The following is a 20,952-nucleotide window of genomic DNA, read 5'->3' on the forward strand; positions in this document are numbered from 1 at the left end:
TTTCCTTCCAGGGCGCGGAACCGTGTCCGAGCGGGTGGGTGCCGAGGCGTCAGCGGGTGGTCTGCAGGAGCGCTGCTGCGCTGCTGTCGACGAGGAACCGCGGGGAGGCGCAGCGGGTCAGGATCGTCGCCGGCCAGTCCGGCTCGTACGAATCCGCTGCCGCCAGCCGGCGCACGGTCGATTGCTTGTGCTCGCCGGTGACGACCATGATCGCGGCGCGCGAGAGGTCGCGGATGGTGCCGATGCCGACCGTGACCCCGAACCGCGGCGCCCGATCAAGGCTGCCGAGGCTGGGGAAGGTACCGAGGTTGTCGCGGCGCGTGTCGTCGCCCAGAGCGACGACCCGAGTGACGGTGTCCTCCGCCGCGCCGACCGGATTGAGGGCGACGTGGCCGTCGGAGGCGCCGGACGCCAGCAGGAAGACGTCGATCCCCCCGGCCTCCGCCAGCCGTCGGTCGTAGTCGCCGGCCTCGGCGTGCGGGTCCGGATACCAGAGGTTCGTCTCCGGGATGCGGTGCTCAGGGCGCGCCGCCCGGTTGAGGCGGTCGAGGATGTCGCGCCGGCCGTACCCGACGCAGCTGTGGGCGAGCGAGGGGTCGACCGCGCGGAAGCCGTCGTCGACCTGCTCGACGTACTCGTCCATCAGAGCGATGACGACGCGGCTGAGGTCGAGGCCGCGGTCGGCGACGAGGCGGGCGAGCTGCTCGTACGTGGTGAGCGGGCTGCGGCCGGTCGGACAGCCCAGGACGAATGTCCGTCCCTCCGCTGCCGCTGCCGCGATCGCATCGGCGATCTGCTCGGCGGCGGAGCGGCCGACGTCGTCGGGGGTGTCGAGGATTTCGGGCGCGATGCGCATGGGGACTCCTTGTCTGAGGGTCGGGGAAGGACACGTCGGGCGCTCGCACGGAGGCGGGCGCCTCACTCCTTGATCGCGCCGTTGAGCACGCCGCTGATGAAGTGGCGCTGGAAGAAGGCGTAGAGGAGCAGCACGGGCACGGCGACGATCAGCGACCCGGCAGCCAGCAGGTTGACGTCGAGGGTGTTCTTGCCCTGGAAGACGCCGAGGGCGAGGGTGGCGGGCTGGATCGACGGGTCGGCGATGAACACCAGCGAGAGGAAGAAGTCGTTCCAGGTCCACATGAACGACAGCAGCGCCAGGGTGAGGACGGCGGGCCGCGAGATCGGGAGCAGCACCTGCCAGAGGATGCGCCACGAACGGGCGCCGTCCATCTCCGCCGCTTCGATGAGCGACGGCGGGACGGCACGGAACGTCGCGCGCATCCAGAACGCGCCGAACGGCACGCCCATCCCGATCTGGATGATGATCAGGCCGAGCCACGAGTTCGTCAGCCCCAGCGACTGGAACGTGTAGTAGAGCGGGATGATGAAGACCTCGGCCGAGATCATCAGGCCGAACAGCACGAGCGGGAAGATGACCTTCTGGCCGGCGACCCCGAGGACCCCGAAGGCGAACCCGGAGAGGATGGCCAGCACGGTCTGCCCGACGACGGCGCCGACCGTGATGACGGCGGATGCGACCATCGCCGAACCGAAGCCTCCGGCGTTCCAGGCGACCGCGAAGTTGTCCCACTGCGGATGCAGGAGGTCGAGCTGACCGCTCCGATTCGGGCTCAGGGCTGTGAACAGGAACCAGACCACCGGGAAGAGGACGAAGATCGACACCAGGATCAGGACGGTGTGGTTCAGCAGGCGCTCGGCGCGGGAGATCATGCGTTCTTCTCCTCGGACAGTCGGGTGATGATGAGGGCGACGAGCAGGCAGACGACGGCGAGGATGATGCCGATGGCCGCGGCCATGCCCACGTCCGGGTTGAGGAACGCCTTGCGGTACAGCAGGAGGGCGGGCGTCGTCGTCGACGTGCCGGGACCGCCCTGCGTCGTCACCCAGACGAGGTCGAAGGCGCGCAGGGCACCGGTCACGGTGAGCGTGAGAGCCACCGCGATCTGACCCTTGAGGCTCGGGAGGGTGATCGAGAAGAACTCCCTCACCGGTCCGGCGCCGTCGATGCGGGCCTGCTCGTAGAGCTCGCCGGGAACCGCGGCGACGCCGGCGACGAAGAGCACCATGCACAGCCCCATCGCCGTCCAGGTGCCGATGACGCCGAGTGCGGGCAGCGCCCAGGTGAAGTCGCCCAGCCAGTTCTTCGCCAGGTCGCCGAGCCCGACGGCGCGCAACGCGCTGTTGAGCGGGCCGTCCGGTCCGTAGATGCGCTTCCAGATGACCGCGACGACCACGCTCGTGAGCACCTGCGGGAGGAACAGCAGCCAGCGGTAGACACCGCTGCCGCGCGTCCGCCCGCGCCCCAGCAGCGCGGCCGAGAACAGGCCGAGCGCGATCGGGATGAGGGCGAAGAACACGACCAGGACGAGCACATGCGCGAGCGACTCCAGCAGCGCCGGGTCGGTGAAGAACGAGACGTAGTTGCTGAGACCCACCCACCGGGCGACGCTGACGCCGTCCCAGCTGTAGAACGAGTAGTTCAGGCTCTGAACGATGGGCACGAGCACGACGAACCCGTAGAACAGGAGCGCCGGCGCGGCGAACGCCAGCCCGAGCCAGCGACGGCGGCGCGCTCTCGGCGACAGGCGCCGCCGCGACGTCGCACCGCCCCGGGGAGGCCGGCGGACCGCCGCCGGTGCAGCGGCCGGGGCCTCCGTCCGCTGCACCAGATCGGACGAGGTCATGGCGTCAGCCCTTCGCCCGCTCGGCCTGGAAGGCGTCGTAGTCCTTCTGGCCGGCGTCGGCGAGCTGCTTGGGCGTGACCTGCCCGGCGAGCATCTGCTGGAGCTGGCCGCCGATGGTGTCGAGCATCGTCGGGGTGGACCAGTCGAAGTACGGCGTGTAGCCGTTGCTCTTGTCGAGCGACTGCTGCGCCGTGATCTCGCTCGCGAGCTCCGGGTTGCCCGTCGGGATGTTCAGGTCCGAGTGGAGCAGCGGCAGGAAGCCGTGGTCGATCGCCTCCTGCGCGGCCGTCTTGCTGGCCATGAAGTCCAGGAAGGCCGCAGCCGCATCGGGGTTCTTCGACTTGGCCGAGATCGCCAGGTTGGCCGCCGACGCGCCCGTGCCGACGACGTCGCCGCCCTCGACCTGGGGCAGCTGCACGTAGCCGAAGGTCTGCTTCTGCGCGTCCGAGAACGCCAGCGAACCGGTGTACTCGAACCGGAAGGCGGCGTTGCCGCTCAGGAAGTCGTTCTGGGCGTCGGCGTACTGGAGCCCCGCGTAGTTCGGTGTGAACCAGCCGGCGTCCGCCCACTTCTTCACGTCGGTGGCGGCCTGGACGATCCCGGTGTCGGTGATCGGCACGTCGCCGTTCGAGTAGACGAAGTCGCCGATCTTGTCGGCGGGGGCGTAGAGGTTCTGGGTCGCGAACAGGATGGAGGTCGAGGACCCCTTGTCGAGGGAGCCGTAGGCGATCGGGACCTTGCCCGCCGCCTTGATCGCCGCCGCGTCCTTCTCGAAGTCGGCGAGCGTCTTCGGGACCGCCAGCCCCAGCTCGTCCAGCATCGACTTGTTGTAGTAGAGGCCGATCAGCGACGATCTCGCCGCTGGGGTCGCGTACAGCGAGCCGGTGCCCATCTGCTTGCCGTCGGACGTGAACTGCGTCTGGCGGGCGATGGTGTCCGGGATCTCCTTGTCCCAGCCGTAGAGCTTCGAGTAGGCGTCGAGGTTCAGGATGCGGCCGCTCTTGGCGAGCGTGCCCATCGCGGACCAGCCGTTGTTGACCAGGGCGATGTCGGGGCCGTTCGGGTCCGCCAGGCGCAGGTTGACCGTGTTGTTGACCTGGCCCCAGTCCTGCGTGGTGCGCTTGATCGTGATGTTGGGGTGCTGCTTCTCGAACGCCGAGACGACCGAGTCCATCCACTTGCCTTCATCGTTCTGCCAGAAGTCGAGGATCTTGAGGGTGACGTCCTTGCCGGACACGTCTTTCGAGACGGGACGGGACGAATCCGCCGCCGCGGATCCGCCCGGTGCGCACGCCGCCAGCCCCAGGGCAAGTCCGGTCGCCAGAGCAACAGCTCCGACGAGGTGCCGCTTCTTCATGCGAGTCTCCTTTAACTCGTCGCCAATCGTTCACGCCGGTCAGTCGACGCGGGAGCAACGCTAATCTTGACCAGCTCAGTTAGTCCAGTTGGCCGACGATTATCAACCATTCACGCAACTGGTCTGCCTTCGGGCGCTCGCCTGCGCCGCGATGGGCGCCGATCTGCGGGCCCGGAACGGCCCGTCATCGGGCCTCGACCGGAGCGAAGAGACAGACCAGTCGCCCATCTGGTTGTTAATCCACCATGAACTGGCATAACTGGTCTTCTTGTGGTTAGCGTGGAGAGTCCGCCGACGACGGCGGCGCGCAGAGTCGCGACACCGAGCACTCCGAGGAACCCCCATGACCACTGTGATCGGCATCGACATCGGCGGCACGAAGACGCAGCTGGCGCTCGCCGACGCCGAGGACATCGATGCTGACATCGACGCCGGAACGACCCTGCGCGAGGAGACCGTGCCGTCGTCGTCCTGGCGCGCCGGGCTGGGCGACGTCGAGGCGGATGCCCGGGCCGTCCACGACCTCATCCTCGACCGGTTCGGCGACGACGCCCGCACCGCGGCCGTCGCGGTCGGTGCGCACGGTTGCGAGAACACCGCCCAGTGCGCGGCCTTCCAGCGCGCCCTGGCCATCCGCTGGGAGGGGCCGGTCCTCGTCGTGAACGACTCGGAGCTCATCGCCCCGGCGATGGGCGCCGGGGCGGCGATCGGCGTCGTGGTCGGCACCGGATCCATCGCGACGGCGCGCGATGCCGACGGCGGCCTCGTGACCGCAGGCGGCTGGGGCTGGCTGCTGGGCGACGAAGGAAGCGCCCCCGGCCTGGTGCGCGAGGCGACGCGGGCGGTCCTGGACGATGTCGACCGCGGCAACCCGTTCGACCCCCTGGGAGTGCGGCTGCTGGCGGCGTTCGACGCCGGCGACGCCGCCGAGCTGGCCCTCGCCGTGACCGAGTCGTCGGCCGCAGAGGTCTGGGGCCGCTCCGCGCCCGAGGTTTTCGCCGCAGCGGACGAAGGGTCGGAGCTGGCGGCCGCCGTCATCGCCGACGCGGGAGACCGCCTCGCCGGGCTCGTCGTCCGGCTGATCGAGCGCGGCATCCGGGCGGACACCGTCGTCGCCGGCGGCTCGGTCGTGCAACGCCAGCCCCGCCTCCAGGACGCGTTCCGCACCTCCCTCGCCGAGCGGGCCGACGGCCTCCCCCTGGCCATCCTCGACCGGACGCCCGTCCACGGCGCCCTCGCACTCGCCCGCGGCCTGCTCGCCGCCGGACGTCCCCCCATCCAGATCGGAGTCATCCCACAGTGAAAGTAACGCTCATCGGCGCCGGCAGCCGCGAGTTCGCCGGCACCATCATCCGCGACCTGCTCCTGAGCGAGCCGATCGCCGCGAAGGGCCTCGAGATCCAGCTCATGGACATCGCCGCCGAACCGCTCGCCGAGATGGAGGAGTACGCCCGCGGCGTGATCGCGCGCCTCGGCCACGCGGCGACGGTGACGTCGACGACCGACCTCGACGCCGCGGTGACCGGGGCGGACTTCGTCGTGACCGCGATCGAGGTGAACCGCTACCACTACTGGTCGCAGGACTTCACCATCCCCCGCCGCTACGGCTTCCGGCAGGTCTACGGCGAGAACGGCGGCCCCGGCGGGCTCTTCCACGCGCTCCGGCAGTTCACGCCGCTGCTCGAGATCGCCCGCGCCATCGAGCGGCTCGCCCCCGACGCCGTCTTCCTCAACTTCTCCAACCCGGAGCACAAGGTGTGCGAGGCGATCACCCGGCTGACGAACGTGAAGGTCGTCGGCCTCTGCCACGGCTACTTCCAGGGCGCCCGCCAGATCGCCGCCCTGCTCGACAGGCCGCTCGACGAGCTCGATCTCGCCGCGGCGGGGATCAACCACTTCACCTGGTTCCAGCGGGTCCGCGACCGGGCGACCGGCGAGGACCTCTACCCGCGCTTGCGCGAGCTCGAGCACTCCGCGAACTGGGTGTCCGACTGGCACGAGGTCGCGCTCTCGCGCATCCTGCTGCGCCGCTTCGGCCTCTGGCCCTCGCCCAGTGCCAACCACATCGGCGAGTACCTCTCGTGGGCCGACGACTACGTCCCCGCGCAGCTGCAGTACTTCCACGATCCCGCGGACGGCTCGCCCTGGCGCGAGGGGGCGGCGACGCCGGAGTGGTACTACGAGATCCGGTTCGCGGACACCGACCGCCCGTATCAGCCGCCGAAGCACGCGCAGAAGTCGCTGGAGGACACGCTCGCCGAGCGGCCCCTGGTCTCCTCCGAGGAGCTCGCGATCCCGATCATCGAGTGGGTCGCCTGCGGTGTCGAGCGCGACCTGCCCGCCGTGAACCTGCCCAACCGGGGTGCGATCCCCGGCCTGCCGGACGACATGGTCGTGGAGGTCGCGGCGCAGGTGGTCGACGGCGAGCTCGTCCCGATCCCGACCGAGCCGCTGCCGGAGGCCGTGTCGGCGATGGTGCGCCTGCAGGGCAGCATCCACAAGCTCCTCGTCGAGGCGTACGCGGAGAAGTCGAAGACGAAGCTGCTGCAGGCCATCCTGCTCGACCCGGTCGTCGACTCCCACAACCGTGCGGTCGCGATGCTCGACGAGTTCTTGGAGCTGCAGAAGGACGCGCTGCCCGAGCTGGCCTGAACCGTGACGCGAGGGGCCTGGGACCCGGTGGTGGTCCCAGGCCCCTCGCGTCATGCCGTCACTCGGCGCGGTACAGGTCGGCGTGGAACCGGTACGCGTCGCCGCGGTACGTGTTCAGCCCCAGGAGCACCGGCGCGCCACCGCGGACATAGGCGATCTCGCGCCCGACCAGCACCGGACTCCCCTGCGGGATCCGCAGGAGGACGGCCTGGTCGGCGTTGGCGGCCTCCGCCTGAACGCTGTAGGCGCTCCGGTAGATGCTCACCGCGCAGTGCGTCTGCAGGCTCTCGTAGAGGGAGGCGTCGGTCAGGTCCACCTCGAGCAGCGCGTGGGCCAGCGCGAGCGGGAGCACGTTCTGGTCCACGCAGATCGGCGTGGAGTTCATGCCCCGGAGCCGCACCAGCGCGAGCACCTCGGCGCCGGGCTCGATGCCCAGCTGGTTGGCCTCGTCCAGCGTCGCCGAGCGCACCGACTTCTCGAGCACCTGGGCCGTCGGGACGTGCCCGCGCTGCCTGGCCATCTCGGTGAAGCTCTCCAGCGTGCTGGGCGGCTCGCCCACGGTGGGGCTCGGCACGAACCAGCCACGCTGCGGCGAGCGGGCGACGCGCCCCTGTCGCTCGAGGTCCTCCAGCGCCATCCTGACCGTGCTGCGGCTGACGTGAAGGCTCTCCGCCAGCAGCCGCTCCCCGGGCAGCCGGGTGCCGGGCAGGTAGATCCCGTGGTTGATGGCCATGCCGAGTTCGCGCGAGACCTGGGTGGTGATCGTCGGAGCTTTCACCCCGCCACCATACCAATGGCCGACTTTGGACGGGGTTTGCCGCTCCCTGGTTCAACTGGGCGAGGAGCCGAGGACGGCTCAGACGAGGGCGGGTTCGGCCTCGTCGACCGCATCCTCCGCTCCGATGGCCGCGGAGCGGTTCGGTGCGGCGAAGCGCTTGAGGGCGACGACGACGAACGCGGTGACGACAGTCCCGGCGGCGAGGGCGAGGAGGAATCCCCAGATCGGGTCGATGGCGAAGAAGACGAAGACGCCGCCGTGCGGGGCCCGCGACTCGACCCCGAAGGCCATGGCGAGACCGCCCGCCACCGCGCCGCCGACGAGGTTCGCGGGGATGACGCGCAGCGGGTCGGCCGCCGCGAACGGGATCGCACCCTCCGAGATGAAGGAGGCACCGAGCAGCCACGCGGCCGCCCCGTTCTCACGCTCGACCTGGGTGAAGCCGCGGCGGTAGAGCACGGTCGACGCGAGCGCCATGCCGAGCGGCGGGACCATGCCGGCGATCATGACCGCGGCCATGATCTGGAAGCTGGCGTCGGTCTGCTGGGCGAGCCCGGCGACGGCGAAGGCGTAGGCGACCTTGTTGATCGGGCCGCCGAGGTCGAAGCACATCATGAGGCCGAGGATGACCCCGAGCACGATCGCTCCGGCACCGCTCAGGCCGTTCAGGAAACCGGTCAGCTGGGTCATCAGCCATGCGATCGGCGCTCCGAGGATCAGCAGCATCAAGCCCGAGGCGATGATGGACGCGCCGAGCGGGATGATCACGACGGGCATCAGACCGCGCAGCCACCGGGGAACCGCCGGCCGGCCGATGAGCCACGCGGCGAACCCGGCGAGGAGACCGCCGATGAGGCCCCCGAGGAACCCCGCGTTCATGAAGACCGCGATCGCGCCCGCCACGAAGCCGGGGGCGATGCCCGGCCGGTCGGCGATGGCGAAGGCGATGTAGCCGGCGAGTGCCGGTACCAGGAAGCCGAGGCTCACGCTCCCGATCTCGAACGCGATGGCGCCGAGGTAGTAGCCGAGCCCCTCGGGCGGCAGATTCCAGATGGCGTAGTGCTGAAGCGTGTATACGGCGTTGTTGACACCGTCCGTGCCGTGCGCCAAGGCGATGCCGTAGCCGCCGAGGAACGGCAGGAAGCTGATCGCGATGAGCAGGCCGCCGCCCGCGACGAACGGGATCATGTAGCTGACGCCGGTGAGCAGGATGCGCTGGATCCTGCGGCCCCACGAGGCGTCCTGCGGCGCGGCGGCTTGCGCGGAGGCCCCGCCCGTCGTGACCCGGGCGCCGTTCGGGTCGGCTGCGACCGCGACCGCCTCGGCGATGAGGTCGCCCGGTCGCTCGATGCCGCTCTTGACGCCGGTGCGCACGACGGGCTTGCCGGCGAACCGGGCCTCCTCGCGCACATCCACGTCGTTGGCGAAGATGACGGCGTCCGCGGCGTCGATGACGCTCTGCGGGAGAGCCTTGTAGCCGCTGGAGCCCTGCGGCTCCACCACGAGGTCGATGCCCGACTTCGCGCCGGCGGCGGTGAGGGCGTCGGCCGCCATGAAGGTGTGGGCGATGCCGGTGGCGCAGGAGGTGACGGCGACGATGCGCGCGGGGCGGCCGTCGACGAGCAGTGCATCGGGCGTGGTCCGGTCGGCGCCAGGCGCCGTGTCGCCCGCGGGCGGGGAAGCCGGCGCAGGCCGCGACGCTGCCTCCGCCTCGGCCACCTCCTCCGACTCCGCCTCGCCGATCGCCTCGTCGACGAGGGCGACGACCTCCTCCGGCGTGGTGGCCGCGCGCAGCCCGGCCGTGAACTCGTCGAGCATCAGGCTGCGGGCGAGCTTCGAGAGCACGGCGAGGTGGGCCTCGGCCGCATCGGCGGGCGCGGCGATGAGGAAGACGAGATCCGCGGGCCCGTCGGACGCACCGAAGTCGACGCCCGGCTTCAGCCGCGCGAACGCGAGCGACGGGGTGGTCACTGCGGTGCTCTTGGCGTGCGGGATGGCGATGCCGCCGGGCAGGCCGGTCTCGTCCTTCTGCTCTCGCGCCCAGGCGTCCTCGAACAGGGCGTCGGCGTCGGTTGCGCGGCCCTCGGCGACGACGCGGCCGGCGAGCTCGCGGATGACGGCGCTCTTGTCGGTGCCGACCGCGAGGTCGAGCCCGACGAGCCGGGGAGTGATGGTCTTCGATGACACAGGTGCCTCCAGGGTGGTGCGGGTGGTGGGTTCAGGGATGGAGCGCGGCGACGGGGATGTCGTCGCCGGGCAGATCGGCGGGGCGGGGCGGCTGCGTGCCGGGCAGCGTCGCTGCCGCTGAGCCGTAGCGGATGGCGTTCACGAGCCGTTCGGCCGGGGTGGCGGCGGCGATGTCGGCGAGCAGGTAGCCCGCGAGCGCGCTGTCGCCGGCGCCGACCGTGCTGCGCACGCGAATGCGCGGCGCGCCGGCGGCGAGGGCGCCGTCGCCGGTGACGAGGACGGAGCCGCGTGCGCCCAGGGTGACCAGGACCGCGCCGACGCGCTCCGGGACGAGGGTGCGTGCGACCGCGGCGACCGCCCGCGGCAGGTCCTCATCGTCGAGGGCGACACCGGCCAGCTCGGCCAGCTCCTCCTCGTTCGGCTTGATCAGGTCGGGATGTGCGCCCAGCACGACGGTGCGCAGCGCCTCCCCCGACGTGTCGACCGCGACCTTCGGGGCCGCGTCGCCCCAGCGCTCACGCACGGCCCGGATCACCGACACATAGAAGTCGTCGCCGGCTCCGGGCGGAAGGGAGCCCGCCAGGGCGAGCCAGCGCGCTCCGGCGCAGGCCTCGACGACCGCCTCGACGAGCGCGGCGGCGTCCGCTGGTTCGAGGACGGCCCCGGGGAGGTTCAGCTTGGTGGTGACTCCCGCCGGGTCGGTGATCGTCAGGTTGGCGCGGGCGTGCCCGCGGATCGGCACGCGGCGCGTCGGCACCCCGGTGGCCTGCAGGGCTGCTCCGAACGGGTCGTCCACGGCGAGGGGGAGCACCGCGAGCGACGGGATGCCCGCGGTCGCGACGACCCGGGCGACGTTGATGCCCTTACCGCCGGCGTCCTCGCGTGCGGCGACGGCCGCCTGCACCTCGCCCGGGAGCAGGGGTGCGTCGAGGGTGACGGCGCGGTCCAGAGACGGGTTCGCCGTCAGGGTGACGATCATGCCGACCACACCTCGACGTCGGCGGCGGCGAGCGCCTCGGCCAGCTCGCCCTCCGGCGCCTGATCGGTGACGAGCAGGTCGACCGCGGTGAGCCCGGCGAAGGAGACGAGGGACTCCTGCTGGAACTTGCTCGAGTCGGCGACCACGACGACCCGCCGGGCGGCGAGCACGATGGCCTCCTTGACCGCCGCCTCCTCGGGGTCGGGCGTGCTCAGCCCGAAGCCGGCCGAGACACCGTTGGCGCCGATGAAGACGATGTCGGGGCGGAGGGACTGGATCGAGCGCACCGTGCCTGCGCCGACGGCGGCGGCCGTGACACCGCGGATGCGACCGCCGACGACCGTGAGCGCCACGCGCTCCGCCCCGGCGAGCGCGGGCGCCAGCGTCAGGGAGTGCGTGACGACCTCGGTCTCGCCCCGGGTCTCGGCCAACCTGCCCGGGAGGAGCCCGGCGACGGCGGCGGTCGTGGTCCCGGCGTCGAAGTAGAGAGATCCACGGAATCCGTCGCCGAGCACGTCCAGTGCGCGGTTCGCGATGCGCTGCTTGGTGTCCGCACGCAACGTCGTGCGCTCGACCACGCTCGCCTCCGCGGTGCTCCCGTGCCCGATCGCGACGGCCCCGCCGTGCACCCGACGCAGCGCTCCGGCCTGCTCGAGGGCGTCCAGATCGCGGCGCACGGTCTCGGTCGTGACACCGAAGCGCGTCGACAGCTCCACGACCGCGACGCGGCCCTCATCGAGCAGCAGACGCTCGATCAGTCCCTGACGCTCCGTTGCATACACGTGGTGACCCTCCGTTGGTTTCCCACAATTTACAACAAGAAACAACAGAGAGCAACATGCATTTGTGTTGCTTTCAACGCACGCGGTCGTCGAGGTTCATGTCGTGGCGCTCATTCCGGCGGAATGGGCGCCACTTCGTGAACCTCGCGCGTCAGGAGCGCCGCCGCCGTGGCGCCGCCGATCGGGGCGGGATGGCGCGCATGTGCGTGCGGACCGCGCCGAGGATGCGTTCGAGTGCCTGCACGTCGCCGTGGTCCAGCGGAGCGAGGAACAGCTCCTGGAGCACAGCGATGTGGCCGGGGAAGACGGCGGCGAGGACCTCGCGGCCGGCGTCGGTGAGGGTCACCTCCACCGCGCGCTCGTCGTCGATCGACGCACTGCGGGCGACGAGCCCGGCCTGCTCCAGGAGTCCGACCTGGTAGGTGAGACCGCTCCGGCTGTAGACGACGCCGTCGGCCAGGTCCGTCATCCGCTGGCGGCCGCCCGGAGCGTCGCCGAGCCGGGCGAGGAGCTGGAACTGCACGTAGCTCAGTCCACCGGCCTCCTTGAGCTGCTGCTCGACGCTGTGCTTCAGGAGGCTGCTCACCTCGATGAGGGCGAAGTACGCGCCGAGCTCGGCGGGGTCCAGCGGGGGAGGCTCGTCGGTCATGTCGACATTCTACTTGCTTCGAATTCGCAGCAGTGTTAGCGTGTCGTCAGTGCTTCGAATTCGAAGCACTTGACGACAGTCCGAGGAGATCGACATGAAGGCAGTACGTTTCCACGAGCACGGCGGACCGGAGATGCTCCGGGTCGAAGACGCCGCGCGACCCGAGCCCGGCACGGGCGAAGTGCTCATCCGTGTCGCGGGCGCCGCGTTCAACCCGGCCGACGGCGGCATCCGGGCCGGAACCCTCCCCTTCCCCGTGGCCCTCCCCCACATCCCGGGCTACGACGTCGCGGGCACGGTCGAGGCGCTCGGCGCGGAGGCGACGGCTCTCGCTGTCGGCGACGCGGTCGTGGGCTTCCTGCCGATGACCGCGGACGGCGCCGCGGCGGAGTACGTGGTCGCGCCGGCCGAAGCTCTGACCGCGGCGCCCCGCGACGTTCCCCTGGCCGACGCGGCCGGACTCCCCTCGGTCGGACTCACCGCGTTCCAGGCCCTCTTCGACGAGGGCGGCCTCCAGAGCGGCCAGCGGGTGCTGATCGTCGGAGCGGGCGGATCGGTCGGCGGCTACGCCGTGCAGCTCGCCGCCCGTGCGGGAGCGCATGTGATCGCGACCGCCAGCCCGCGCAGCCGCGCGAGCGTGGAGGCTGCGGGCGCGGACGAGGTGGTGGACCACACGACCACGGATCTGCGCTCGGCGCTGGACGGGCAGGTCGACCTCCTGCTCAACCTCGCCCCGCTCGAACCCGAGGAGTTCGCCGCACTGCTGCCCATCGTGCGCGACGGGGGCGCGGTCGTCAGCACCACCGCGTGGATGCCGGCGCCCGCAGACGAGTCGCGCGGCGTCCGCGGGATCGTCGTCTTCGTCCGCAGCGACGCCACCCGGCTCGCGGAGCTGGTGGCCGGGATCGACGCCGGCGAGCTGCAGCTCGAGACGCCTCGGCACGTGACGCTGGAGGAGCTCGCCGACGTGCACCGGGAGGCGGCGGCCGGCGCCCTGCGCGGCAAGGTCGTGGCCCTCCCCGCCTGACCCGACCTTCCGAGGTTGGCGGGCGCTCGTGCTCAGAGAGGCGCCCGCCTATTCGAAGACCGGGGACAGGAAGCGTCGCTCGTAGCGGCGGATGCACTGCGTCCGCCGCGCCAGAGCGAAGGCTTCGATGCACTCGGGGTCGGTCGCGGCCGCCGTTCGGTACGCCTCGTAGGCCGCGAGCGAATCGAAGGTGAACAGCGCGAAGGCTTCGTCGCTGTCGCCCTCGCTCGGCAGGAAGTAGCCGTGGTGCGTGCCGCCGAACCGGTTGACGAGCCTCACCCACCGTCGACCGTATTCACGGAAGTCGTCGATCTTGTCGGCGTCGATCTCGTATCGGAGATGAATCGTGATCATCGTGGTCCCTTCTCTGGCAAGTCGAGGTCAGCGTACTGGCCGGATGCTCCCGCCTTACGACCAGCCGAGCCACTCCAGGTAGAAGGCACCGACGCCGACCGCCATCAGGATTCCGGCGACGATCCAGAGCCGGACGACGATGGTGACCTCGCGCCAGTTCATCAGCTCGAACGTGTGGTGGATGGGCGTCATGAGGAAGAGCCGCCTGCCGTGGGTGGCCTTGAAGTACGCGCGCTGCAGGATCACGGAGGCGGCCTCGATGACGAACAGGCCCCCGATCAGGAGGAGCAGCAGCTCGGTGCGCGTCTCGATCGCGAGGGCGCAGAGCGCACCGCCGAGGCCGAGCGCACCGGTATCGCCCATGATGATCTTCGCCGGGTTGGTGTTCCACCAGAGGAAGCCGACGAGCGCGCCGCAGATCGCCGCGGCGACGATCGCCAGCGAGAGGGGATCGCCCGTCGAGTAGCACTTGGCGACGTTGTCGGGGTGGAGCGAGTCGTTGCTGCACGACTGGGTGAACTGCCAGAACCCGATGAAGACGTAGGCGCCGATCGAGAGGATGGACGCGCCGGTCGCCAGGCCATCGAGCCCGTCTGCAAGATTCACGCCGTTGGTGGTCGCCGTCGCGAGGAGGTTGACCCAGACGACATAGAGCACGATGCCGACGATCGGCACCCCGGTGGCGATGCGGGCGAGATCCAGAGCGGGGATGTCGCGGATGGCCGAGATCGCCGTGGACGCCGGAGTGGCGCCGTCGGAGTCGGGGAGCGAGATCGCGAGGACGGCGAACACGGTGCCGACGACGAGCTGCCCCGCGATCTTCGACCACCCGCCCAGGCCGAGACTGCGCTGGTTGCGCACCTTGAGGTAGTCGTCGACGAATCCGACGCACGCCATGCCGACGAACATCAGGAGCACGAGCAGCGACGAGGGGGTGATGCCGACTCCCCCGGTCGCCAGGGCGGCGACGAAGAACCCGAAGAGCGTCGCGAGGATGAAGACGATCCCACCCATCGTCGGGGTGCCCCGCTTCGTGTGATGCGATTTCGGGCCGTCGTCCCGGATGAACTGGCCCAGCTCGAGCTTCGTGAACAGGCGGATGAAGGCCGGAGTGAGCAGCAGCGAGAAGAGCAGCGCAAGGCTGCCGGCAAGTAGAAGAGTCCCCACGGTATGTATCGTGGCAGCCCGCGAGGGGTGCCACGAAATCCACCCGCGGCGCCGCCGTCAGCCGATCACCGAAGCTGCTTCGCTCGCCGCCTCCCCCGTCACGATCGGGGCGAAGTCGACCTCGCGCCCGCTGATGCGGAAGGCGTAGCGACCGGTCTGCTCGATGAGCGCGGTCTCCTCCATGTAGTCGCGCAGCTCGTCGCGCTCGGCCCGGGTGAGCCAGGCGAGCGGGTCCGAGGTGGAGCGGAACTCGAGCGCGGCGGCGGTGTCGCGCAGCGCCTGGCGCTCTGCGTCGGAGAGCAGGTTGCGGGCGCTGCGGAAGTAGACCGCGTCCGGGTCGACCTCGTAGAGGCGCTTCATCCAGGCACGGTTCACCGAGGCGACGATCGAGTTGCGAGCGCCCACGCCCGACGGGTCGCCCACCCGTTCGGCGTTGTCCCAGAACGCCCCGACGTCGGGCCCGACCCGGGCGCCGTCGAAGATGCCGACGGAGGGGACCATCGGGACACCGCAGCCGAGCAGATACACGGAGTCGCCGACGACGGAGCGGATGTGCTGCACGGCGTCGCGGTACGCGGTCTCGCGGTGCACATCCCGGCTGCGGTTGCCGGTGATCGCCCCGGCGTACATGAAGTCGAGCTTGAGGTAGCGGTAGCCCCAGCCCGTCACCCGCTCGAAGACCTCGCGGAGGTGGTCCTTCACCTCGTCCTGCGTGGTGTCGAGCGAGTAGTAGTGGGATCCCCAGTTGTAGCCGCTGACCAGCGGCTTGCCGTCGTCGCCCTGCACGAGCAGGTCGGGGCGGGTTCGCGCGATGTCGGAGTCGGGCAGGGCGATCATCGGGGCGAGCCAGAGACCGGGGCGGAAGCCGGCGTCCGAGATGGTGCGGGCCGTCGCCGCCATGCCCGACGGGAACTTCGCGTTGGCCGTCCAGTCGCCGACGATCGGCTCCCAGCCGTCGTCGAGCTGGAAGACGTCGAACGGGTAGCCGGCGAGGTCGCGCACGGTGCGCGCGACGAGCTCCTCGTCGATGTCCTCGAAGAAGGAGTACCAGCTGCTCCACACCGCGCCCGCGCGCAGCGAGCGCTGCCCGAGCCGCTCGGCGACGAGGTCGGCGTACCGGGCGAAGACCTCCAGCTCCGGCCCGTAGGCGACGAACCACTCGGCCGAGCTCTCCTCGGCGCGCCCCCAGAGCACGTTGGCGTCGGCTCCGACCCGGGGCGTTCCCAGACCGAGCGCGCCGAGGAGGAGCACGTGGCCGTCCTCGCCCACGACGGCTCCGACCGCGCTCCCGGAATGGAGGTGCGGCGTCTCGTTGGCGGCGTCGTCGGCGGTGAGGAGGCGGTTCGGGCTGTCCTTGATCCCGATGGTCTCGCCGTCGGTCCTGGCCCAGCCGGACGGACTCCACGAGTTCCAGCCGTGCCGGTAGAACTCGGTGTCGCCGAAGGGGTGCAGCAGGGCGACCGGACCCGCGGGCACGATGTGGCCTCCCGGGACGGCGATCGGCGAGCCGCTGACGTTGGCGGGGATCCGGGCGGACCCGAAGTCGAAGGTGTGCAGCATGGTGGGCTTTCTGTGTAAGGGGTGCGCGGGGCGGCGGCCGGCGCCGCCCCGCGCGGGTGGTCGCTACTTGAAGAGGCCGTCGACCTGTTTGTTCGCCTCGGTGAGGGCCGCCTTCGCGTCCTTCTGACCGAGAGCGACGCTCTGGATGGCGTCCTGGACGATCTGACTGATCTCGGTGCCGTGGTAGCTGATCGGGAGGATGAACGTGCCGTCCTTCGCCTGCTGCTCGTCGAGGAACACCTGGGCGTTCAGACCCTCGCCCTCGCGCACCTGGGCCGACTTCTCGGAGGCCTCCTTGATCGCGGGGAACACGACGCCGGTCGCGGCGACGGTGTTCTGGCAGTCGGCGGAGGCGAGGTACTTGACCCACTCCCACGCCTGGTCCTTGTGCTTGGAGCCGGCGTAGATCGCGTCGGAGAGTCCGTTGATGGCGGTCTTGCGTCCCTCCGGCCCGATCGGCAGCGGCGCGAAGCCGAACTGGTCGGTCTTGCCCTTATAGGCGGCCAGGTTGAACGAGCCGAGCGTGGTCAGCGCGCCGCCTCCGTTGTCGAGCACCTCGGAGCGGGCGAGGGTCGACTGCACGTCGAGCTTCGGCGCATAGCCCTTCTTCGACAGGTCGGCGAGCCACTGGACGGTGTCGGTCAGCTTCGACTGGTCGTAGTTGAACGTCGTGCCGAACGGGTTCTTGTCGGCGTAGTACCAGCCGTTGGACACGGCGAGGTTCCCCCAGCCGTTCTGGCCCTGCGAACCGTCCGCCCACTCGGGGAGGAACCCGAAGGTCTTCACGTTGTTCTTGTCGAACGCGGGGTCCAGGCCGTTGTGGCCGTTCTTGTCGACGGTCAGCTTGGCGATCAGCTGCTCGAAGGTGCCGCCGTCCTTCGCGTTCCAGGTGAGCTCGGACAGCGCCTTCTCGTCGACCCCCGCGGCGGCGAGGTCGGCCTTGTTGTAGACCAGGCCCATGGTGTCCCAGTCCTTCGGGAGGCCGTAGCGTGCGTCGTCGACCTTCCACAGGTCGGCGAGGCCGTCCACGTACTGCGAGAGGTCGATCTTGTCCTTCTTCACGTAGGGCTCGATGTCGACGATCTGCTTGTCCTGCACGAACTGCGGGTAGTACGACACCTGGTCGACCCAGACGTCGGGCGCGCTGCCGGCCGCGATCTGCGTGGAGAGGTTGGTCCAGTACTGGCCCCAGGCGCTCTGGCTGATCTTGATCGTGATGTTCGGGTTGGCCTTCTCGAAGTCGGCGGCGCACTGCTGATAGGCCGGCACCTGGGTGTCGTCCCACATCCAGTAGTTCAGGGTCACCTTCTCGTCGGAACCGGAGCCCGAGCCTGAGGACGAGCAGGCCGAGACGCCGACCAGGAGTGCGGCGGCGGCGGCGATGGCGGCGACGCGACGTACCTTTGTCATTGATTTCTCTCTCTGTGTTGGTGGTGCGGTGAGCGGAGGTGGTGCGGTGGGGAGGGGTCAGGTCACTTGATGCCGGTGAAGTTGAGGGACTCCACGATCCGGCGCCCCAGGAAGATCAGCAGGACCAGCACCGGGATGACCGACAGGGTCGAGCCGGCCATCAGGCCGGTCCAGTCGGGTTGGGTGTTGGGCGACTGCTGGAGGTACACGCCGAGCGCCACGGTCATGGTGCGGACGCTCTCGTCGCGGCCGATCAGGAGCGGCCAGAGATAGTCCTTCCACGCCCAGACGACCGTGATGAGGCCGATCGTGATCAGCGGGCCGCGGCTCATCGGGAGGGCGATCCGCCAGAAGACCCGCGCCTTGCCCGCCCCGTCGAGCAGGGCGGCCTCCTCCACGTCCACCGGGATGTTGAGGAAGAACTGGCGCAGGAAGAACAGCGCGAACGGCGTCATCAGCAGGCTCGGCGCTACCATGCCCCAGATCGTGTTGAGCAGGCCGAGGTCGCGGACCAGCACGAAGTTCGGCAGCAGCGTGAAGATGCCGGGCACCATGAGGGCCGCGATCAGCACGGAGAAGAGCACGTTGCGGCCCGGGAAGCGGAGCCGTGCGAAGGCGTAGCCCGCCATCGAGCAGAACAGCGTCTGGACGAAGCCGATCAGTGCGCAGTACACGATCGAGTTCCACAGGTAGAGCAGGAAGTTGATCGAGGCGCCGGAGCCTCCCGCCGCCTGGTCCTCTGCCGGACTGAGGAACCCGAGGACCCGCGCGAAGTTGATCAGCGTCGGGCTGCCCGGGAAGAACGACCCGGAGTCCCTGATCACGTCGGCGGCCGGTGTGAGGGCGGTCTTCAGCATCCAGTAGAAGGGGAACAGCGTCAGGACGAGGGAGACGATCAGGACGATCCAGCCGAGGGTGCGCCCGATCGAGAAGGGGCGGCGCTCGCGGCGGGCGGCGATGGCGCGTGCGGGAGGCGCGACGGCGGGGTTCACGGTCGGCATGGTCGGCTGCGTTGTCGTCATGGCGGTGTCCTAGGCGAGCTGGGATTCGGAGGCGCGGAGGAGACGCAGCTGCACGGCTGTGAGCACGCCGAGGATGAGGACGAGGACGATGGCCATCGTCGCTGCGTAGCCCATGTGGAAGAAGGTGAACGCCTGTTGGTAGATGTAGTAGTAGATGACCCTCGTGGCGTTGACCGGGCCTCCCTTGGTGGTCACGGCGACCGTGTCGAAGATCTGGAACGACCCGATCAGGGAGACGACCAGCACCAGCGCCATCACCGGGCGCAGCAGCGGGAGCGTGATGCGCGTGAACAGGCGCCACTCCCCCGCGCCGTCGAGCGATGCGCTCTCGTAGAGGTCGCCCGGGATCTGCAGCATCCCTGCATAGAAGAGGAGTGCCGTGTAGCCGGTGAAGGCCCAGGTGTTCACGATCGAGATGGTCGGGATGGCCAGCGCCGGGTTGGTGAAGAAGCCGACCGCGGGCAGTCCCATCGCGGTGATGAGGTGGTTCACGAAGCCGAGGTTCGTGTCGAGCAGCCACAGCCAGACCAGGCCGACCGTCACGTTCGGGACGAGCCAGGGCAGCAGCAGGGTGGTGCGCAGCATCACCGAGCGGGTGAGGCGGTGCATGAGTGCGGCCAGGAGGAGCGCCAGCGCCGTCTGCGTGGTCACGTTGACCAGCACGTAGTAGAGGGTGACGCCCATGGAGTTCCAGAACTCCTTGTCCTGCAGCACCGCGACGTAGTTGTCGATGCCGACGAACGACGGATCGGCGAGCAGGCTGTAGTCGGTGAACGACCACCAGAAGCCGCGGATCGTCGGGTACAGGTAGAAGACCGCGAAGCCGATCAGCACAGGCGCGATGAAGAGCCAGGCGACGCGGCGGTCGTCCCGCAGCCGGCGCCGCGGGGGTCGCGGGGTGCGGCCGCGGGTCGCGGCTCTCGGGAGGAGGGCTGTCATAGGTACCTCTCCGCGACCGGGACGAGCTGCTCGCCGTCGGCGCAGGGTCGAATTCGTCGGATCGGCGAGCGATTCGCTGATCCGCGGGGCGCTCATCCACGGTAAAGTCGGGTGAGCGAGTTAATTATGCAACTTGGCGTTAATAATGGCAAGAGCGAGGAGCGAGATGGCACGAGAGGCCGTGGTGCAGAGCGTCGAGGGGTCCGTCGGGAGCCGCTCCCTGCTGCGCCGGATGAACTCCTGGGGCATCCTCCGCGCCGTCATGGACCGCCCGCAGACCATGCGCGACCTCGCGGCGGAGTCCGGACTCTCGCGGACCGCCGTCGACGCGATCGTCACCGATCTGGTCGACCTCGGCTGGCTGGTGCCGTGGGACGGATCGCCGGCCGGCCGTCTGGGCCGCCCCGCCGCGTCCTACCGGCTGGCTCCGGGGCTGGGGCACTTCCTCTCCCTCGACATCGGCGCCAACCACATCTACGCGGTCGTCACCGACCTCACGGGCGAGGTGCGCGGTCACCTGACGGTGCCGACCGAGGAGGAGGTGCCGGCGGAGGAACGCGTGGTCGCCGCGCTCGCCGTCGCCGACACGCTGCTGGGCGACCTCGGACTCGACCGCAGCGCGGCCTGGGCCGTCGCCATCGGCTCCCCCGGAGCCATCAGCACGGCCGGGGAGGTCCTCCACTTCGGCGGCACCGGGATGCCCGGCTGGATCGGTCTCGACCTGCGGGAGCGTTTCCGGCGCGAGTTCGAGGCCGCGGTGCTGGTGGAGGGCGACGTCGCGCTCGGCGCCCATGCCGAGCTGGCGATCGGCGCGGCCCGTGACCGCAGCGACGTCGTGTACATCCTGTGCGGCGCCCGCACCAGCGGCGCCTCCATCGTCGGCGGCAAGGTGCACCGCGGAGTCCACGGCGCCGCCGGCATCGTGGGCGAGATGCCCGAACTGCGGTGGCAGGAGCTGAACGAGCAGTACGGCAGCTCGGTGCTGGCGACACCGCGGCCGAGCCGTCAGGAGATCTTCGAGGCCGCGCGAACGGGCGACCCCGCGGCGGTCGCCGCCGTGGACGAGTTCGCGGACGACCTGGCCACGGGAGCCGCGGCTCTCACGCTCGCGATCGATCCCGAGCTCCTCGTCATCGGCGGCGGCAGCTCCCCGAGCGCCGACGTCTTCCTCCCCCGGTTCGAGCGGACCCTGCGCGGGATCGTGCCGCTGCCGCCCGCCGTCATCGCCTCCACCCTCGGCTCCGAGGCCGTCGCGATGGGCGGCATCAGCCTCGCCGGCAACCATCTGAACGCCGCACTCGAGGGCGCCGTGGTGGCACGGGATGCGTTCCCGAGCCCTGCGGAGTCGGTGGAGCTGCTCCGCGCCGCGGGGTGAGGCGACGGG

19 protein-coding genes are annotated in these 20,952 nt (G+C 70.2%); 4 read left to right on the forward strand and 15 right to left on the reverse strand.

Going from position 1 to position 20,952, the window contains the following annotated elements:
• Positions 1-49: 49 nt before the first annotated feature.
• The 4 genes from ACFVU2_RS18020 to ACFVU2_RS18035 form a co-directional block, all read right to left on the reverse strand.
• On the reverse strand, positions 50-856 hold the full coding sequence (locus ACFVU2_RS18020; protein WP_387877189.1) for a 6-phosphogluconolactonase: 807 nt from the start codon (positions 854-856) through the stop codon (positions 50-52).
• A 62-nt stretch (positions 857-918) separates the two neighbouring features.
• Positions 919-1,731 (reverse strand): carbohydrate ABC transporter permease, encoded by an 813-nt coding sequence (locus tag ACFVU2_RS18025; RefSeq protein ID WP_387877191.1) that lies wholly within the window; start codon positions 1,729-1,731, stop codon positions 919-921.
• On the reverse strand, positions 1,728-2,705 hold the full coding sequence (locus tag ACFVU2_RS18030; RefSeq protein WP_387877194.1) for a carbohydrate ABC transporter permease: 978 nt from the start codon (positions 2,703-2,705) through the stop codon (positions 1,728-1,730). Before ACFVU2_RS18030 ends, ACFVU2_RS18025 begins: the two co-directional genes overlap by 4 nt.
• 4 nt (positions 2,706-2,709) lie before the next feature.
• Positions 2,710-4,062 carry an ABC transporter substrate-binding protein gene (locus ACFVU2_RS18035; RefSeq protein ID WP_387877197.1) on the reverse strand — a complete coding sequence of 451 codons (1,353 nt, stop codon included), beginning with the start codon at positions 4,060-4,062 and terminating at the stop codon, positions 2,710-2,712.
• A gap of 343 nt (positions 4,063-4,405) precedes the next feature.
• On the opposite strand from ACFVU2_RS18035, the gene ACFVU2_RS18040 reads away from it, so the two are divergent.
• Both ACFVU2_RS18040 and ACFVU2_RS18045 read left to right on the forward strand, forming a co-directional pair.
• The gene (locus ACFVU2_RS18040) at positions 4,406-5,365 is read left to right on the forward strand and encodes an N-acetylglucosamine kinase (RefSeq protein ID WP_387877199.1); all 960 of its coding nucleotides are present in this window, start codon (positions 4,406-4,408) and stop codon (positions 5,363-5,365) included.
• On the forward strand, positions 5,362-6,714 hold the full coding sequence (locus ACFVU2_RS18045) for a hypothetical protein (RefSeq protein WP_387877202.1): 1,353 nt from the start codon (positions 5,362-5,364) through the stop codon (positions 6,712-6,714). The genes ACFVU2_RS18040 and ACFVU2_RS18045 overlap by 4 nt, the downstream gene beginning before the upstream one ends.
• 58 nt (positions 6,715-6,772) lie before the next feature.
• Here ACFVU2_RS18045 and ACFVU2_RS18050 read toward each other — a convergent pair whose 3' ends face one another.
• The 5 genes from ACFVU2_RS18050 to ACFVU2_RS18070 all read right to left on the reverse strand — a co-directional run bounded on the left by ACFVU2_RS18050 (position 6,773) and on the right by ACFVU2_RS18070 (position 12,089).
• On the reverse strand, positions 6,773-7,492 hold the full coding sequence (locus ACFVU2_RS18050; RefSeq protein WP_387877205.1) for a GntR family transcriptional regulator: 720 nt from the start codon (positions 7,490-7,492) through the stop codon (positions 6,773-6,775).
• A gap of 78 nt (positions 7,493-7,570) precedes the next feature.
• The gene (locus ACFVU2_RS18055) at positions 7,571-9,679 is read right to left on the reverse strand and encodes a fructose-specific PTS transporter subunit EIIC (protein ID WP_387877206.1); all 2,109 of its coding nucleotides are present in this window, start codon (positions 9,677-9,679) and stop codon (positions 7,571-7,573) included.
• Positions 9,680-9,710: 31 nt separating this feature from the next.
• Positions 9,711-10,658 (reverse strand): 1-phosphofructokinase family hexose kinase, encoded by a 948-nt coding sequence (locus ACFVU2_RS18060; protein WP_387877208.1) that lies wholly within the window; start codon positions 10,656-10,658, stop codon positions 9,711-9,713.
• On the reverse strand, positions 10,655-11,440 hold the full coding sequence (locus ACFVU2_RS18065) for a DeoR/GlpR family DNA-binding transcription regulator (protein ID WP_387877211.1): 786 nt from the start codon (positions 11,438-11,440) through the stop codon (positions 10,655-10,657). Before ACFVU2_RS18065 ends, ACFVU2_RS18060 begins: the two co-directional genes overlap by 4 nt.
• Positions 11,441-11,591: 151 nt before the next feature.
• Positions 11,592-12,089 (reverse strand): MarR family winged helix-turn-helix transcriptional regulator, encoded by a 498-nt coding sequence (locus ACFVU2_RS18070; protein ID WP_387877214.1) that lies wholly within the window; start codon positions 12,087-12,089, stop codon positions 11,592-11,594.
• 94 nt (positions 12,090-12,183) lie between these two features.
• On the opposite strand from ACFVU2_RS18070, the gene ACFVU2_RS18075 reads away from it, so the two are divergent.
• Positions 12,184-13,116 (forward strand): NADP-dependent oxidoreductase, encoded by a 933-nt coding sequence (locus tag ACFVU2_RS18075; protein ID WP_387877217.1) that lies wholly within the window; start codon positions 12,184-12,186, stop codon positions 13,114-13,116.
• 48 nt (positions 13,117-13,164) lie between these two features.
• Here ACFVU2_RS18075 and ACFVU2_RS18080 read toward each other — a convergent pair whose 3' ends face one another.
• From ACFVU2_RS18080 to ACFVU2_RS18105, 6 genes are all read right to left on the reverse strand, one after another.
• Positions 13,165-13,470, reverse strand: a complete 306-nt coding sequence (locus ACFVU2_RS18080; RefSeq protein ID WP_387877220.1) for an NIPSNAP family protein — start codon at positions 13,468-13,470, stop codon at positions 13,165-13,167.
• A gap of 54 nt (positions 13,471-13,524) precedes the next feature.
• Positions 13,525-14,637 (reverse strand): phospho-N-acetylmuramoyl-pentapeptide-transferase, encoded by a 1,113-nt coding sequence (mraY, locus tag ACFVU2_RS18085; RefSeq protein WP_387877223.1) that lies wholly within the window; start codon positions 14,635-14,637, stop codon positions 13,525-13,527.
• Positions 14,638-14,694: 57 nt separating this feature from the next.
• On the reverse strand, positions 14,695-16,197 hold the full coding sequence (locus ACFVU2_RS18090) for a glycoside hydrolase family 36 protein (RefSeq protein ID WP_387877225.1): 1,503 nt from the start codon (positions 16,195-16,197) through the stop codon (positions 14,695-14,697).
• A gap of 63 nt (positions 16,198-16,260) precedes the next feature.
• Positions 16,261-17,607 carry an ABC transporter substrate-binding protein gene (locus ACFVU2_RS18095; protein WP_387877228.1) on the reverse strand — a complete coding sequence of 449 codons (1,347 nt, stop codon included), beginning with the start codon at positions 17,605-17,607 and terminating at the stop codon, positions 16,261-16,263.
• Positions 17,608-17,669: 62 nt separating this feature from the next.
• Entirely contained in the window at positions 17,670-18,629 is a 960-nt protein-coding gene (locus ACFVU2_RS18100) for a carbohydrate ABC transporter permease (RefSeq protein ID WP_387877231.1), read from the reverse strand.
• A 9-nt stretch (positions 18,630-18,638) separates the two neighbouring features.
• The gene (locus tag ACFVU2_RS18105) at positions 18,639-19,568 is read right to left on the reverse strand and encodes a carbohydrate ABC transporter permease (RefSeq protein ID WP_387877233.1); all 930 of its coding nucleotides are present in this window, start codon (positions 19,566-19,568) and stop codon (positions 18,639-18,641) included.
• Positions 19,569-19,734: 166 nt separating this feature from the next.
• On the opposite strand from ACFVU2_RS18105, the gene ACFVU2_RS18110 reads away from it, so the two are divergent.
• On the forward strand, positions 19,735-20,943 hold the full coding sequence (locus ACFVU2_RS18110) for an ROK family protein (protein WP_387877236.1): 1,209 nt from the start codon (positions 19,735-19,737) through the stop codon (positions 20,941-20,943).
• Positions 20,944-20,952: the final 9 nt, after the last annotated feature.

Source organism: Leifsonia sp. NPDC058194 (genome assembly GCF_042883605.1).
Classification (GTDB): Bacteria; Actinomycetota; Actinomycetes; order Actinomycetales; family Microbacteriaceae; genus Leifsonia.